Source organism: Telluria sp. ZT3P26, assembly GCF_059686035.1.
This window is the reverse complement of sequence record NZ_JCASII010000002.1, coordinates 69,992-87,069: the sequence shown is the minus strand read 5'-3', so window position 1 is coordinate 87,069 and position 17,078 is coordinate 69,992. Positions and strand designations below refer to the sequence as shown.

Genomic DNA, 17,078 nt, shown 5'->3' with positions numbered 1-17,078 from the left:
ACATGAACACTGCTTCGCTTGCCCGCGCCTGTACTGCGCTGGTGCTTCTGCTCGCGTCCCTGCTTGCCTGCGCCCACAGCCACGCCACCACCATGTTCGCCGTGGTCACCGAGCGCGCCGCGCCGGGCGCGATCGAGGCCGCCCACCGCCACTTGGCCAGCCACCCGCGCGACCGGATTCAGTTGCGCACACCGGCCCAATTGATGGCCGCCAGCGAGCGCGAAGTGGGCCAGTGGATAACCGGCGCCGACACGGTGCTGGCGGTGTCGCTGTTCGGCGATCCGGCGCGCCGCATGAAGGATGCGCTGGCGCGCCACGCCAAGCCAGGCACCGCGGTGCTGGCCTTCAATGGCGAAGCAAGCCTGAACCTGATGACGCGCGCCGCGCACGGCAGCCTGGCCGGTTTCGCGCCCGAGCTGCTGCGCGAACTCGCAGCCGAAGCGCCAGCGGCGGCCGCGCTGCAGGCGGCAGAGGCGAATCCCGCGGCGCGCCACTGGCTCGCGGCGCGGCGCGTCTGGCAAGCCGGCGGCGTGGACAACACCACGGCCCTCATCACCCATCTGCTGCATCCATCGACATCACTGGGCGCCCCGCTGCCCGAGCCAACGTTGCGCCTGCGCGTCGGCCAGAACGAGCTGCAGGACGCCGCTGCCTGGGGCAACGCCGCCAAGCTGGGTCTGAAGGACCGCCCGACCGTCGTCGTGCTCGACCTGGCGAACATGGATGGCATGGTGCCCGCCGCGCTGTGCCGCCGCATCGAAGAGCAGGGCCAGGCCTGCGTGCAGCTGCTCACGCGCTGGGGCGGTGCCTCGCGCGAAGCGCTGGTGCGCCTGCCCGAGCTGATCGCGCCGGCGAAGCCGGCGGCGCTGGTGGTGCTGCAGGACTTCGTCGTCGGCGCCGCCGAAGGGCGCGAAGTCGTCAGCGAAGCCTTCAAACGCCTCGATATTCCCGTGTTCAAGGCGATCCGCCTGTCGGACCGCACCGCGATCCAGTGGCAGCTCTCGCCCGATGGCCTGCCGCCGGATTCGGTCCAGTACCGCGTCGCGCTGCCCGAACTGCAGGGCATCGGCCAGCCGATGGTGGTGGCGGCGCTGGGCCAGTCGCAGCGCGACCGTCTGACCGGTATCGAGAACCGCCCACCGGTGCTGCTGCCGGCCGAAGTCGATCGCATGACGGCGCGCGTGAGCCGCTGGCTGGCGCTGCGCGCCAGGCGCAACGCCGACAAGCGCGTCGCGATGGTCTATTACAACCACCCGCCGGGCCGCCAGAACATCGGCGCCGACAACCTGAATGTGCCGGCGTCGCTGTTCGACATGCTGCATGCGCTGAAAGCCGCCGGCTACACGGTCGGCGACCTGCCGGCCACGCCCGAAGCGCTGCTTGACATGATCATGGCGCACGGCGTGAACCTGCCCGAGGACCGCGCCGCGCTGCGCGAAATGAGCGGTGTGGTGAACAGCGTCAGCGCGGCCGACTACGCGCGCTGGTTCGCGACGCTCGCACCGCGCGTGCAGGGCGAGATGAAGGACGGCATGCTGGGCCGCCTGCATGCCGACGTGCTGGTCGCCGAAGCGCAGGGCGAGCGCGCGCCGGGCCGCAAGCAGGCCGAGACGATCATCAAGGAATTGCTGCACCTGGTCGAGGGTGTCGACCATCCGCAGCGCGTGCAGGCCACGCGCGACCTGCATGCGCTCGAAGACGGCTACCGCGCCTGCCTCGACGACAGTAAACCCAGTCCATGCAAGGCGCTCGCACCACTGTACCGGCGCCTGATCGGCTACGGCATCGAAGGCATGCGCGGCTGGGGCCCGGCGCCGGGCAAGGTGATGGTCGACAGCGGCAAGCTGCTGGTGCCGGGCCTCACGTTCGGCAATGTGTTCATCGGCCCGCAGCCGCCGCGCGGCTGGGAAGTCGATGAAGAACTGCTGCATGCGAATACCAGCATCACGCCGCCGCACCAGTACCTGGCCTTCTACCACTGGATCCGCGACCGCTTCAAGGCCGACGCCGTCGTGCACGTGGGGCGCCACTCGACCTTTGAATTTTTGCCCGGTAAAGCAGTGGGCCTGTCGAGCGACGACTATCCCAGCCTGATCGCGGGCGACCTGCCGGGCATCTACCCGTACATCGTCGACGGCGTGGGCGAGGGCACGCAGGCCAAGCGCCGCGGCCTGGCGATCATCGTCGACCACCTGACGCCACCGCTGGCGACGACGCCGCTGTACGACGAGCTGCTGTCGCTGCGCCAGATCGTCGAGAGTTTCGAAGCTGCGTCGTCCGAGTCGCTCAAGACGCAGGCCGCGCAACTGATGCGCGAGCGTGTCGTGGCGCTGAACCTGCGCGCCGAACTCGAAGCGTCGATGTCCGACGTGCTCGAAGTGCGGGGCATCGGCTTCGATGCCGCCGATGACGATTTGCTGGCGCACGAGGTCGGCCACTACCTGACCAAGCTGCAGGAGAAGTTCATGCCGTTCGGCCTGCACGTGTTTGGCCGGCCGTGGGACCAGAAGTCGCTCGACCTGATGCTCGATTCGATGACCAAGAGCGGCATCGACGATCCGTCCATCGCCGAAAAGCTGCGCGACTCGCCGCGACGCGAAATGGCGGGTTTGCTCGCGGGCCTGGACGGCCGCTACATCGAGCCGGGCAAGGGCAACGATCCACTACGCTCACCCGAGGCGCTGCCGACTGGCCGCAACTTCCACGCGGTCGATGGCGACATCCTGCCGACGCGCCTGGGTTTCGGGCTGGCGCAACAGATGGCGGCCAAGGCGATGGCGCGCAGCAGGGGCGATGCTGCGCGGGAGCAGGGCAGCGAAGGCATCATCCTGTGGGCCTCGGACGCGGTACGCGATGAAGGCGTGATGGTCGGCTTCGCACTGGCCATGATGGGCGCCGAGCCGGTCTGGAATGCGCGCGGCATCGTCACCGATGTGCGCCTGGTGCCGGGCGCCGTGCGGCGCGATGCGCTGGTGACCACGTCTGGCCTGTTTCGTGACCTGTACCCGAACCTGATCCGCCTGATCGACCGCGCCGGCCGGCTGGCGCTGGCGGCGTCCGCCGAGACGATGGCGCGCCAGGACCCGGCCCTGCGCGAGGCACTGCAAGCCGCGTTGGCGCCGCTCCAGGGCGTCGCCTGGGGCCTTGAGGCCGTGCAGGACAACCGGGTCGCGCGCGAGTGGCTGGTGCGCCAGCGCGCGCTGGTCGCCGGTGGCGCATCGACCATCGAAGCGGGACAGGGCGCCGCGCTGCGCGTGTTCGGCGATGCGCCGGGCGCGTACGGCACGGGCGTGAACCGCCTGACCGAACGCTCGGGCGCCTGGCGCGAGCGCGAAGAAATCGGCCGCGCGTATCGCAACCGCATGGGCCACGCGTATGGCCTGGACGCCGACGGCGACGCGCAGCACCGCGCGTTCGACGTGGCGCTGGACGGCATCCACCGCACCTACCACGGCCGCGCCAGCAATCTGTACGGCCTGCTCGACAACAACGACGCCTTCGACTACCTGGGCGGTCTGTCGCTCGCCGTCGAGACGCGCACCGGCCGCGTGCCGGACGCACTGATCCTGCAGCACGGCCGGCCGGGCCAGGCCGACGTCGAGCCGCTGGCCACTGCGCTGCTGGGCGAATTGCGCGGGCGCTTTTTGAACCCCGCGTGGCTGCGTCCATTGATGGACAATGGCTACTCGGGCGCGCGCACGATGGGCCAGGAATTCATCGAAAACCTGTGGGGCTGGCAGGTCACACGGCCGGACCTCGTGAAGAACTGGGCCTGGGACGAAGTCAAGGCTGTCTACTTCGACGATGCGCACAAGCTCGGCCTGCCGGCATTCCTGGGCCAGCGCCACAACGCGCACGTCAAGGCGCACATGCTGGCCGTGTTCATGGTGGCCGCCGAAAAAGGCTTCTGGAACACCGACCCGGAAACGATCCGCACGATGGGCGGCGAGCTGGCACGCCTGGTGGCCGCCAACGGCTTGCCGGGCAGCGGCCACACGTCGCCCGATCACCCGATGTGGGGCTGGCTGGCGCCGCAACTCGATCGCGGCGACGCGCAGCAGCTTGGCGTGACGCTGGCGAAGGCGCGTGGCGAGATGCTGCCGGCGCTTGCCGCACCAATGCCGGCCGGCGCGCCGACAACGGCGGCGCCGCCACGCGCCGACGCGCAGCAGGGCCAGGCGCCTTCCGCGCCCGCACCGGCGGCCCCGCCAGCCATGCGCGCCTATGAACTCAACCAACCACCCGAACCCGCGCCGCTTCCTGGCCTGCGCATCGTGCAGGTCCTGGTCATCCTCGCCGCCTGCTTTGCCCTGTTTGCGCTCGGCCTGTGGCGCGGCCGCAGCATCCCTCAACCTGTAAGGAGTACCTCATGATCGATCACTTGTCCTATGCCTGGCTGCACGACGCCGTCAGCTGGCTGCTCACGCCTTCGCTGGTGGCGCTGCTGGCCGGCTGCGCCATTGCGCTGGTCGAATCGGGCATCGCCGTCGGCGAGCGCTTTCACGGGCTGGCCCGACTGCGCGCATCCGGCAACGTCGAGCATGTGCAGAAGCTGGCCCGTCACCGCCTGGAGCGTGCCGACCTGCTGGCGCGCATCCCGCCGATGCTCGGCCTGATGGCCACGATCATTCCGCTCGGGCCTGGCCTGGCCGCGCTGGGTGAAGGCGACCCGGCCAAGCTGGCCAGCGCCGTGACGGTTGCCTTCGATGCGACCGTGCTGGGCCTCGTTGCCGGCATTGCCGGCCTGGTGATCGGCAAGCTGCGTCGCCGCTGGTACGAAGAGACGCTCGACGCGATGGAGCCGCTGGCATGAGCGCCCCGACACGTGGCCGCCTGCGCCTGTACCGCCATCTCGACGCACGCTTTGACCAGAGCGACGAAGATCCACGCGCGAGCCTCGTCAACCTGGTCGACGTGATGCTGGTCTTTGCCTGCGGGCTGATCGCAGCGATCGCCGGCTCGCAAGGCGCCATCAAACCGCCGCAACCGGTTGAGAAAGGCCGCCAGATCGAGCGCCCCGCCAGCGGCGTGACGCAGGACGGCAGCGGTTACGACCGTGTCGGCGAAGTCTATCGCGATCCAAAGACCGGCAAGCTGGTGCTGATCGAGCCCACGGAAACCCCCGCAAAAAAATAAAGAAAATAATGAAAACAACCTTGTTGCGCGCGCTGCCGGCCACCATCGGCCTGCTGTGCGCCACCGGCGCCTTCGCCCAGGCCGTCCCCACCGTCACCATCCACGCGGGCGCGGGCGACGACGGCCTGGCGCTCGACCGATCCAACAGCACCGGCAGCCGCCTGGATATCAGCACGCTCGACCTGCCGGCCAGCGCCGAGACCCTCAGCGCCGCGACGATCGCGGCGCGTGGTGACCTGTCGGTCAAGGACGCCGTGACCCGCACCACCGGCCTGACCGACAGCAGCTCGCCCGGGAATGGCATCAGCTATTCAGCGCGCGGCTTCAACGGCAACAGCTCGGTCGCGCTGCTGGAAAACGGCCAGCGCCTGCTGGTCGGTTCCGGCACGGCCACCTATCCGTCCGATCCATGGGGTTACGAGACCATCGAGGTGCTGCGCGGCCCTGGGTCGGTGGTGCATGGCAGTGGCACGACCGGCGCCATCATCAATGCTGTGCGCAAGGCCCCGCGCCGTGAAGCATCGCTTGAAGTCATGGGCGGCGTTGGCGGTGGCCAGGCGCTGCGCGCGGGCGTGGGCGCCACTGGCGCGCTGGGCGAGCAGGGTGCATTCCGCATCGACGCCTATGCCGGCCGTAGCGACGGGTTCATCGAGCGCGGCGAAGCGCGCCATGGCAAGATCTTGAGCAGCATGACCACGACGCTGGCGCCCGGCGTGACGCTGTCGGCGCAACTCGACCACGCCGAGCAGGAACCGGTGCGCTACTTCGGCACGCCGCTGGTGAACGGTGGCCTGGCCGAACAGCTGCGCGACGAGAACTACAACGCCGGCGACGCCGTGCTGCGCTACGTCGACGACAAGGCCGTCGCGCGCCTGGACTGGCAGATGGCCCCGAACCTTGCCATCAGCAACGAGCTGGCGTACTTCAAGGCGCGCCGCGACTGGCGCAATATCGAATCGTATGCCTACAACCCGGTGCGCAACGTGGTCGATCGCAGCGACTACATCGGCATTCGCCACAACCAGGAGCAGACCGCAAACCGCCTGGAGGCGCGTTACCAGCACGGCGCCAATCAGATTGTCGCCGGCTGGGAAGTCTCGACGATCAACTTCCGGCATACGAACAATGCGCCGTATGGCGGCGCGTCGACCGTGGCGCCGACCGGCTTCGATCCGGGCAGCTTCAGCGACACCACCGATGCCTTCGTGCCGAACTTCGCGACCGACACGCTGACGCACGCGTTCTACCTGGAAGACGCCTACCGCGTGAACGAGCGCCTGCTGCTCACGGCCGGCGCACGCCATGACCGCTACCGGATCGACTATCAGGACTTGCGGGCTGCAAGCGACAACCACAATGCGACGCTGCGCTCGACCGCCGTGCGTCTGGGCGCGAGCTGGAAGCTGGATCTGTCCACGTCGCTGTACGGCCAGTTCAGCACCGGCAGCGACCCGGTGACGAGCCTCCTGTCGATGAACCTGGCCAACAGCCGCTTCAAGCTTACCGACGCGCGTCAGGTCGAGGCGGGCATCAAGGGGGTGCTGGATGGTGGCGCGGCCGAATGGACCGCAGCGCTGTACCGCATCGAGAAGGACGACATCATCACGCGCGACCCGGACAACGCCGCCATCTCCAGGCAGGGCGGTTCGCAAACGTCGCAGGGTGCGGAAGTCAGTGCCAGCGTGCGCCTGGCGCAGGCCTGGCGGGTCGAGGGTAATCTGGCGTACACGAAGGCCGAATTCGATGCGCTGCTTGAGTCGGGCGCAGCGGGAAGCAGCATCTCGCGCGCCGGCAACCGGCCAGCCGACGTACCGAGGCTGTCATCCAACCTGTGGCTGACATACCGTACCGCAGGCTGGCGCACGAGCGCCGGCCTGCGGTACGTGGGCGAGCGCTTCATCAGCAACGCCAATACGCAAACGCTGCCGGCGTACACGACGCTCGACGCATCGGTCGGCTGGACCGTGAACCGCAACGTGCAGGTGCAGCTCAATCTGCGCAACCTGACCGACCGCCTGTATGCGATCACCGGCTACGGTCCGGGCCAGTCGCTGCTGGGTGACGAGCGGCATGCGGAGCTGACGGTCCACTGGCGCTACTGATCGGGATTGCGATGGCTTCCATGAAGCGCCAGCTGCACCTGTGGCATCGCTGGCTTGGGATCGGTATCGGTCTGCTGGTGCTGCTGTGGTTTGGCTCGGGCATCGTGATGATGTATGTGCCGTATCCCGAGCTGACCGAGGCGGAGCGCCGCACGTGGCTTGCGCCGCTCGATCCGGCGCGCGTCCAGGTGAGTGCGGATGCGGCGTGGCGCGAGACGGCATTGAAGGGCATGCCCGATGCGGTGCGCCTCAATACCGTGGCGGGCCGGCCGGCCTGGCATTTTGGCCATGACGGCACCTGGAGCTCGGTGTGGGCCGACAGCGGTGCAGCGCTCGTGGTCGACGAGCAGGTGGCGTCGAGCAGTGCGCGCAGCGCGGCGCCGGACGCGCGTTCGCTGTCGTTCGAAGCGATCGACGTGGACCAGTGGACGTTCGGCGCGGTGCGCGTGCACCAGCCGCTGCTGCGCGTCACGGCCGACGATGATGCCGGCAGTGTGGTGTACGTCTCGAGCCGCACCGGGGAGCTGGTGCGCGACACGACGCGCAGCGAGCGCGCCTGGAACTGGGTTGGCGCCGTCGTGCACTGGATGTATGTGACGCCGCTGCGCAGGCATAACGAAGCATGGCGCCTGGCCGTGATGTCGACGTCCGGCGTGGCGCTGCTGCTGGCCGTGACCGGCATGGTGCTGGGCGTCCAGCGGCTGCGCGTGCAGCGCCGCTACGCGGGCGGGCGCATGTCGCCATACAAAGGCTGGCAGGGCTGGCACCACTGGCTGGGCCTGAGCGGCGGTATGCTCGTCATCACCTGGCTGTTCAGCGGCTGGCTGTCGGTGGGCCCGTTCGGCTTTCCGTCCGACCCCGGCGCGACCGCGCAGGATCGCCTTGCGTTCGCGGGCGGGGCGCTGGGCCGCGATGACCTGGCAATCGATGCGGCCGCATTGCTGCGGGCGCATCCCGGCACGCTCGAACTGGAATGGCGCCGCGTGGGCGGCACGCTGTACCTGAGCGCCCTGGGCCGCACCCTGCGCACGCTGCTGCGCGCGCAGGATGGCGCCGTGTCCAGCGTGCTGCCGCAAGCGCTGCTGCTGCGCAGCACGCAGGCCATCCGGCCCGGTGTGGCGATGACGACGACGATGCTGAGCGATGCCGACGATTATTATTACGGCCACCATCGGCAGGCGTCCTTCCCGGTGTTGCGCACGCGTTTTGCCCTGCCGGATGCGCCGGTCTTCTATATCGACGCGGTGCATGGCCGGGTGGCCGGTTTCGTCGACCGGAATACGCGCTGGAACCGCTGGCTGTTCAACGGCATGCACCAGATGGATTTCGCGTTCCTGCGACGCCGGCCGGTATGGGACGTGGCCGTGATTGCCCTGTGCACGCTGGGGGCTGCGTTGACGTCGACCGGGCTGGTGTTGGGGGGGCGGCGTCTGCGTAAGCGGACGTGAGTGGCGTGATCGTGCACGTGCCCGACGTTCGTTGTTGCGCCGCCAAGCGAGGTTGGTTTGAACGCGTGGACGGCATAGCCGTCCACCCTACGCTTCAATGTAGGGTGGACGGGTTTCCCGTCCACGCGTCCAACGTTCGTTACTGCACCACAAAAGCGAGCTCAGTTTGCCCGCGTGATCAGCGCTTCTGCCCCAACCCGGTCGCACTCCAGTAAATCCCGCCCAGCAGATGATTCAGGTACTGCGGATCGCGGTACATCTCGCCATTGTGGCCCAGCGTGGTGACGAACACGCGCCCCTGTTCGTGCCGGTGGTGCCAGGCGATCGGGTGGTCCTTGCCCATGCCCTTGACCGTTTGTCCCGGCCAGATCTTCGTCGTGTCGTAGCTCGACTCGTCCACGCTCAGCACCGTGTCGATTTTTACCTGATACGGATTGGTCGTGACGTAGAACTCGTCGCTCCAGATCCAGCGCGCGGGCAGGCCGAAGGTGGCGGGGAAGTTCTGGTCGACGACCGTGACCACGCCCGTCTGCAGTTTCGGGTGCGGCCCGACCGAGCGGCCCACCATTTTTTCGTACCAGACCCAGTCGTTCGGCGGCGTGATTGCCGCGCGGTGCACGACGATCGCGTTGCCCCCGCCGCGCATGTACGCCTCGAACTTGGCTCGCTGCGCCGTGTTCAGCTCTTCGCCCGGCGTGTTCAGGAACATCACGGCCGCATACTGCGTCAGGTCGCCCTCGAACACCTGCGGCTTGTTGGTGTAAGTGAGTTCGAACGCGTGCAGCCTGGCCATGCGCTCCAGGCTGTCCCGTGCAATCGGGATGTACTCGTAGTGGTATTTGCCGGGCATGGCCAGCACCAGCAACTTGAACTGGTCTTCGGCCATGCCGTCCGCTGCCGCTGCCAGCAGCAGCGCTGCGCCCAGCGCCCTGGTCATGCGTTTCATAGTGGTGTCCTCAATTGATCTGCGTTGCGTACAGCGCGTGGTGGGTCAGGATGAACAGCGTGCGTTTGTTTGCGCCGCCGAACAGCAGTTGCAGCGGGCGTTCCGGCACGTCGATGCGCCCATTTTGCTTGCCGTCCTTGCCATAGATGAAGACCTGGCCGTTGGCCACATACACGTCGCCATTCGGCGCGACTGCCGCGCCTTCACCGCCGCGATTGGCCACGAGCTTGAGGTCAGTGATCCCGCCGCCGGCATCCACCACGCCGCTGAAGGTGCGGTTTTCTGAGCCATTGGTGAACACGACGCGTCCGCCCACCGGGGCCGTGACAAAACCGTGCGTCTGCAGCGAATCGGCCCAGCGCCAGCCCAGGTGGTCTGCCGCGCCTTGGCGCAGCACGCGGTAGGCCGGCAGCGCCAGGCTGCCGTCGGGCGAGACGTATTGGTTCGCTTTCGGCAGCGCCACGTCGCGCGCGAACATCTCTGCCAGCGTCGTGAACTCGTAGGTATCGGGATTGAGCTGGTCCTTGAATTCGCCGTTCTGCCAGAAGTTGACGGGCACCGCGATGCGGCCACCGTTGCGCGCCGCCACGGGCGTGGGCTGGATCATCGTCATGTCCAGGCCGGGCTTGCGCGGATCGAACGCATACACGCTCGCCTGCGGGCCGTAGGACGACAGCACCATCAGGTTGCCGCTGTTGTCGATCGCCAGGTTGACCGGATCGAGCGGCGCGTCGCGTACCACGACCAGGCCCTCATCTTTCGTCCAGCTGAAGATGCGCTTCCAGTGGCGGTCGACGAAGTACAGCTTGCCCTGTGCATCGACGGCGCCGCCGGCAATCGAATAGAAGCCGCCTTCGAGCTTGTCGACCTTGCCCAGCGGCGCAGGCGCCTTGCGCTGCGCGCCGCTGTAGTCGAACACGGCGAATTCGCGTTCGCGCACATCGAGCTTGTTGGTCACGTCGCGGATCGCGTTCTCGTAGGCGAACTTGCTGGCGCGCAGATAGGTGGCGCAGCCGCCGTCGTCGCAGGTCGCAAAGCCGCTCTCGCCGTTCACGTGCACGTTGCGAAAACGGATGTCGCTGGAATTGCTGATCAGGATCGCGGCCGGCATCGGCTTGTACGAACGCGTTACGCGGTAGCCGTGGTAGTTCGCGAACAGGATGTTCTTCGAGTTGCGGATCTCGACCGACACCGCGTCAGCGCCGTCGCGCACTTCTTCCTCGGTCTGCGGCGCCAGGAATTCCCAGTTCTGCACGTTATCCAGCACGATCTCGGCGCGGATGTGGTGCTCGGCCGAGAGCTCGTAGACCTTGCCGGGCGTCGTCGTATTGGTGACGTAGAAGCCCGCCTGCGCATAGCCGCTGGGCGACCAGATGCCCGAGAACGTGCCGCCGCCGCCATCGGTGACCCAGACGCTCGGATACTGGCGGTCCCAGTGCGCGGTGGTGTCGAAGCGGGCGTCCTTCTTGTACGGGTCGGCGCGGCTGCCGTCGTACAGGCGCGTACCGTGGCCGCCCTGGATGCGCACGTCGTCCACCAGCGATTGTTCGCCCGCGCGCCACAGCAGCGCCACGGCGCGGTTGTTGACTTCACCGGTGGCCAGGCCCAGGCCCGAGACGATGCCGTCGCCACCGCGCGCGCTTTCGAGCAGTGCCTTCGGGCTGCCGATGCCCTGGTACTGCGGCGAGCCATTCGGAATCACCAGTTGCGTCAGGCCCGGATGCAGCGCGATGAGCACCGTGTCCGGCTTCATGCGGATCGTGTCGTTGACGACGTAGAAGCCCAGCGGCAGGTAGACGGTGCGCTTGCTGTCGATGGCTTTCTGGAGCGCCGCCGTATCGTCGGTGCTGCCGTCGCCCTTCGCGCCGAAGTCCAGCACATTGGCCCAGTCGTTCGATGCGGGCAAGGCGCGCAGTGCGCGCGCTGGCGCCGCAGTGGCCGGCAGCGCCGCCGTCTTGTAGTTGGTCGAGAACTGCCCAGGCTCGCCCATCTGCCTGATGAAAAGGCCGTAGTTGAATTCTTTCACGAGGTAGTCGCGGCCCTTGCCGGCCAGCGTCTTGCCGCTGTCGCGAAAGCGCACGAACGTCGGCACGTTGCGCGCGCTGGCGTTTTCCATGCCGACCTGCGTGTACACATTGTTCTCGTTGCTGACGATGAGCGCGGCGCGGCTGACGTTCTCGAAGCGCACGTCCTTGCCCCACAACCAGTCGCCATAACCGCGGTTGATCTCCACACCCACCGGCGTGTTGCGAATGTCGACATTGACCAGCGTGAGGCTGGCCTCATGCTCGCGGATCGCCGCATCGCGCTGGCCGTCGAAGGTCGAATCGAGCAGCGTGAATTGCCAGGCGGGCGAGGTCTTCTCGCTCAGGATGCCATAGCGGCCACCGTGAAAGTGCAGGTTGTACGCCACGTTACCGACCTGATAAACGCCCGCCAGGCCCGAGCCGATATGAAAATCGATGTGGCTCAGGTTCGAGTGCTGCGCCGTGTGCATGCGCACGGCGGCGGCAGCCGGGTTACCGTCCTTGATCTCGAAGTCGACGTTCGACAGCGCCGAATAGAAGGTCGATGAATTGGCGTTGCGCACCGCCTTGCCGTCTTCCGCGCTGAACGGCACGGCGCTCGGCACCGGCATCGGCACCTTGCCCACGCTGTACTGGTCGCCGCCGGTGAAAATCACCATGTTCGCGACGCCCTTCTGGAAGCCGGGCGTGTTCGCTGCCAGCACGAACACGGGGCGCGTCGGCCCCACGCCATACACGCGCACCGCCAGTGGAATCAGGATCGAGCGCGTGACGCGATAGCGCCCGGACGGCAGGAACACCACGCCGCCCTGGCCGCCGTTGGCCGCGCTGTTGATCGCTGCCTGCAGCGCGGCGCTGTCGTCGGTGACGCCGTCACCGGTGGCGCGCACGACGATCGCGCGCGGGTCGACCGGCATGGCGGGGTAGGCCGACAGCGACGCGGCGGATGCGGTGGCGGAGAGAAACAGCAAGAACGCGAGGGCGCGCGACAGTGCAAACAGCCTGGTCATCATGGTGGTTTCCTTGAAACGGATCACAGCGATAAAAGTTGGGACAGCAGCAGGACGAACAGCAGGCCGAAGACGCCGACCAGCGTTTCCATCAGCGTCCAGGAGCGGAACGTGTCCTGCAGCGACAGGCCAAAATATTCCTTGAACATCCAGAAGCCGGAGTCGTTGACGTGGCTGCACATCAGGCTGCCGGCGCCGATGGCCAGCACCATCAGGTTCGGGTCGACGCCCGAACTCTGGACGAGCGGGGCGACGATGCCGCCGGCCGTCACGCCCGCCACGGTGGCCGAGCCCAGGCAGATGCGGATCACGGTCGCCACCAGCCAGCCCAGCACCAGCGGAGACACTGGCAAGTCCGAGAGCAGCGCGCCGAGATCGGCGCTCACGCCCGATTCGACCAGCACCTGCTTGAGCGCGCCGGCGCCGGCGATGATCAGGAGGATCGGTGCGATCTCGCGCATCGCCTCGGCCGGGCCCTGCATCACGGTGACGAACGAGCGGCCCTGTGCCAGCCCGAGCGAGACGATCGCCACCGCATACGACACGAGCATCACGACCAGCGGATTGGCAAAGAACGCCAGCACACCATTGAGGTCAGGCCGCGCCATCGTCAGCAGCGTCGTCGCACCCAGCAGCAGCACTGGCAGCAGCGCGGTGGCGAAGCTGTTGAACGCGCCGGGCAGCTGCGCAACCGGTGCCTGCTGGCTTTCCTGGAAGATGGCGGCCGGCTTGGCCTCGATGCGCGTGAGCGTCAGGGCAAACACGGGCCCGGCGATGATCAACGTCGGCACCGCCACCAGGATCCCGTACAGCAGCGTGGTGCCCATGTCGGCGTGGATCGCGGCCACCAGCGCCACCGGCGACGGATGTGGCGGCAGGAAGCCGTGCGCAATTGACAGACCCGCCAGCAGCGGGATCGCCAGCGCCACGGCCGGGCGCCCCGAGCTGCAGACGAGCGAGAAGATCAGCGGCACCAGCAGCACGAAGCCGACGTTGTAGTACAGCGGGATGCCGACCACGAAGCCGGTGATCGTCAACGCGATCGGCAGGCGGCGCGGCCCCAGCGCATCGACCAGGCAGGTGGCGATGCGGCGCGCTGCGCCGCTGTCGGCGATCAGTTTGCCGAACACGGCGCCCAGGCAGATGATCACCACCAGGGAGCCGAGCAGGTCGCCGATGCCTTTTTCGATGGCGCCGGGGATGCGCGCCAGCGGTACTCCCAGCAGCAGCGCCGCCAGCAGCGACGCCGCCACGAAGGCCAGCAGCGGCTGGACCTTGCCCCATGCGATCAAGAGCGTGAGCAGGCCCACCGCCAGCAGTACCGAGACGATATCGAGCATGCAGGCGGCCGGTCAGAAGCCGTAGCGCAGGCCGGCCCGGTACGTGCGCCCGACCACGTCGTACAGTGCCGGGTTGATGCCGTAGCTGGCATTGGTCTGCGGCGCCGGTTCCGGGTCCTTGTCGGCCAGGTTGTCGATCTTGAAGTACAGCTGCAACTGCTTGGACACGTTGTAGCTGCCGCCAAGGTCGAAGTAGGTCGCGCCCTTCATCCGGTTGTTGTAGATGGTCGGGTGGATCAGCGTCGACACCGGGCAGCCGGTCTGGCACTCGATGAAGTCGTTGCGGTAGGTGCCGTCGCTGACCCAGCGTTCGGTCAGCGTCAGACTGAGCTTGTCGTGCTCCCAGGTTTGCTGCGCCAGCACCTTCCACTTCGGCGTGTTGCCCATGTTCGAGCCAGCCGCGTCTACCGGGATCGTGCCGACTACGCCCGTGTCGGTGATGAAGTGCAGGTTGCGCGTGCCCAGCGCGCGGAACGTGAAGCGTCCCGGCAGGTTCAGGCGTTCGAGTCCTGTTCTGTACGAGGTTTCGACGTCGAAGCCCTTGGTCTGCAGCGAAGCGAGGTTGAAGTTCTGCAGCGTGACGTAGTTGTTGCCCGGGCTGTTGAGCACCATCGCCGCGCAGATTTCCTGGTTGCCGGCCACGCACAGGTCGACTTCCTGCTGGATCGTCAGCGCCGCGATCACGCCCTTGACCTTGATGTCGAAGTAGTCGAGCGATACCGAAAAGCCCGGCGCCCACGTTGGCTGGCTCAGGACGATGCCGAACGAGTTGTTGCGGGCGATCTCGGGCCGCAGCGCCGTGTTGCCGACGGTGCGCTCCTGCACGCTGATCGTGTTGCCCTGGTATTGCACGACGTTGTTGACCACCACCGGCGCGGCATACAGTTCGCTCAGGTTCGGTGCGCGCACGTCCTTCGACGTCACGCCGCGCAGGCGCAGGCCGTCGATCGGCGTCTGCCAGGTCGCGCCCATCTTCCAGCTGCCCACGCTGCCGGCGGTGCTGTACTTGGTTTCGCGGTCGGCCAGGTTCAGGTTTGCTTCGCCCCAGGTTGCGGACTTGAACAGCGGGATGTTCAGTTCCACGTAGGCTTCACGCACGTTGTAGCTGCCGTCGCCGTTGTGGAAGTTACCGGCGTACCAGTTGTTGCCGACCGTCGTGTCGAGCAGTGGATCGACCGGATAACTGGCGTTGTTCGGCGACGCGGGCGACACGCCGTTGCCGTAGGCGTCGCCGCGCACGCGGTATTTCTCGCGCCGGTATTCGGCGCCCGTGGCCAGCGAGACCGGGCCGGCCCAGCCTTCGAACAATTCGCCATTGATGTTGAAGCTGCCGACGTCCTGGCTCTGCGTGGTGCGCTGGCGCGGGCCGTTTTCGGGTGCGATGTAGGCCCAGGCGGCTGGATCGACCGGGTTGTTGCCGATGATATTGAGCGGCACGCAGCCCGATGCGGCGGCCACCGGATTGCGGCAGACGATCTGGCCGTTCGGCGCCCGCACGGCGTCGATCGCGGCGTTGTAGCGGCGGTTGATCGTCATGTTGTTCGCGTCGAGATTGGTCTTGTTCTCGCCATGCGTGACATACGCGTCGTACGCCCACGATTTGCCGAACAGGTCGAAGCGGCCTTCGGCGCCGATGACGAAGCGGCGCTGGGTGCGGGTCGGCTGCACGTCGATGTTGTCGGGGAAGATCGCGTTCGCCGTGCCGTACTGGAAGCTCGTGATGTTGTTCTGCGCGCAGGCGGCCAGGATCGACGCCGGCAGGAACGGGTTCGAGCACTGGATGGTCAGGTTGGCGTTCTTGGCCGCGCCCGGGTTGGGCGAGAAGCGCGACGCGACCTGACCGTAGTTGGCGGTGAAGTAGATCTGGTTGTCCTGGTCGAGGTCATACGAGACGCGGGTGTAGGCCACCTGGCGCTTGAAGTTCATGGCCAGGTTGGTGCCCGAGCCCACGCTGCCGCTCAAGTCGCCGCCGATGCAGAACGGATTGACGCAATTGGTGACGGCGCCCGTGCCGGTCGGGCGGCCGTTGGAGCCATACTGGAACTGGTACGGCACGCCGCCGTCGCCGAAGGCGGTGCCCTGCAGCGGGCCGTTCGTGATCAGGCCGTATTTCGAGTACTGGTATTGCTGCGCGTTCGAGATCACGCGGTATTGCGGCAAGCCGTCACCGGTCTGGTTCAGCGGACGCACCGAATAGGCCGGGTTCTGGTACCAGGTGCGGCCGTTCGGCCCCACGCCGCCGATGCCGGGCGATTCAATCCCGTTTTCTTTGGTGAATTCGCCGCTGGCCGTCACGTGCAGACGGTTGTCGAGGAAGGCCCGGCCCCAGGCTGCCTGCACCGTGGCGCCGCGGTCATCGTCGTACTTGGTCTGGCCCAGCTGGACATTCGACTTGAAGCCGGTGAAGGTCTTGTCGGTGACGAAGTTGACCACACCACCCACGGCGTCCGAGCCGTAAGACGCCGAGGCGCCGCCGGTGACCACATCGACGCGCTTGACCAGCAACTGCGGGAACTGGCTCACATCGGTCACGCCCGTGACGTTGGCGCCGACGACACGCTGGCCGTCGAGCAGCGTCAGGGTCCGGATCGTGCCCAGGCCGCGCAGGCTCAGGGAGCTCAGGCCCTGGATGCCGCTGCTGGTGCTGTTGGTGCTGGTCGTGCGGCCCGTGCTGCCCTGCAGCGCCGGCAGTTCGGTCAGCGTGTTGAACAGGTTCGGCTTGGCCGCCTTTTCGAGGTCGGCGGCGCTCAGGCTCGTGGTGGGCGTCGGCTGGGAAAAGCCGCGCGCAGCGATGCGCGAGCCCGAGATGCGCACCACGGACGTGGCGGGTGCGTCTGCCGCTGGTGCTGGCCCTGCCGGAGTGGCCTCGGGTGTGCTGTCGGTGGCAGGCTCGGTTTGCGCCTGCTGTGCGTGGGCGGCGGCGCCGACCATCCAGCAGGCGCTGGCCACGGCCAGGCTGATGAGAGTGCGTTGAACGGGTGTGCGCATGATGGTTGTCTCCTCAATGCTCGTTGGATGAAAGCGCGCCGCCTCTATGGGTGGGTAGCTGCGCCTGCTGGCAAATGGGTA

At 67.3% G+C, this 17,078-nt stretch carries 9 protein-coding genes; 5 read left to right on the top strand and 4 right to left on the bottom strand.

The annotated features are described in order from the left end of the window. Window positions 1–2: 2 nt before the first annotated feature. From AC56LN_RS08225 to AC56LN_RS08205, 5 genes are read left to right on the top strand one after another with little or no spacing between them, the layout of a single operon-like run. Entirely contained in the window at window positions 3–4,373 is a 4,371-nt protein-coding gene (locus AC56LN_RS08225) for a cobaltochelatase subunit CobN (RefSeq protein WP_499570863.1), read from the top strand. Further along, window positions 4,370–4,813, top strand: a complete 444-nt coding sequence (locus tag AC56LN_RS08220; protein WP_499455973.1) for a MotA/TolQ/ExbB proton channel family protein — start codon at window positions 4,370–4,372, stop codon at window positions 4,811–4,813. Before AC56LN_RS08225 ends, AC56LN_RS08220 begins: the two co-directional genes overlap by 4 nt. Further along, entirely contained in the window at window positions 4,810–5,136 is a 327-nt protein-coding gene (locus AC56LN_RS08215; protein ID WP_499570860.1) for a DUF2149 domain-containing protein, read from the top strand. Before AC56LN_RS08220 ends, AC56LN_RS08215 begins: the two co-directional genes overlap by 4 nt. An 8-nt stretch (window positions 5,137–5,144) precedes the next feature. Next, complete coding sequence (locus AC56LN_RS08210) at window positions 5,145–7,238, top strand: TonB-dependent receptor (RefSeq protein ID WP_499570858.1); 2,094 nt, start codon at window positions 5,145–5,147, stop codon at window positions 7,236–7,238. Between the two features lie 11 nt (window positions 7,239–7,249). Next, window positions 7,250–8,686, top strand: a complete 1,437-nt coding sequence (locus AC56LN_RS08205; protein WP_499570856.1) for a PepSY domain-containing protein — start codon at window positions 7,250–7,252, stop codon at window positions 8,684–8,686. Between the two features lie 178 nt (window positions 8,687–8,864). On the opposite strand, the gene AC56LN_RS08200 is transcribed toward AC56LN_RS08205, so the two are convergent. Genes AC56LN_RS08200 through AC56LN_RS08185 form a run of 4 tightly spaced genes read right to left on the bottom strand, consistent with a single transcriptional unit; the run spans window position 8,865 to window position 16,997 of the window. Further along, window positions 8,865–9,632, bottom strand: coding sequence for a ThuA domain-containing protein (locus tag AC56LN_RS08200; RefSeq protein WP_499570854.1), 768 nt, complete (start codon window positions 9,630–9,632; stop codon window positions 8,865–8,867). 10 nt (window positions 9,633–9,642) lie between these two features. Next, entirely contained in the window at window positions 9,643–12,672 is a 3,030-nt protein-coding gene (locus AC56LN_RS08195) for a glycosyl hydrolase family 28-related protein (protein ID WP_499570852.1), read from the bottom strand. A gap of 20 nt (window positions 12,673–12,692) precedes the next feature. After that, on the bottom strand, window positions 12,693–14,009 hold the full coding sequence (locus AC56LN_RS08190) for a gluconate:H+ symporter (RefSeq protein WP_499570850.1): 1,317 nt from the start codon (window positions 14,007–14,009) through the stop codon (window positions 12,693–12,695). A 12-nt stretch (window positions 14,010–14,021) separates the two neighbouring features. After that, window positions 14,022–16,997 (bottom strand): TonB-dependent receptor domain-containing protein, encoded by a 2,976-nt coding sequence (locus AC56LN_RS08185; RefSeq protein ID WP_499570848.1) that lies wholly within the window; start codon window positions 16,995–16,997, stop codon window positions 14,022–14,024. Window positions 16,998–17,078 lie beyond the last annotated feature (81 nt).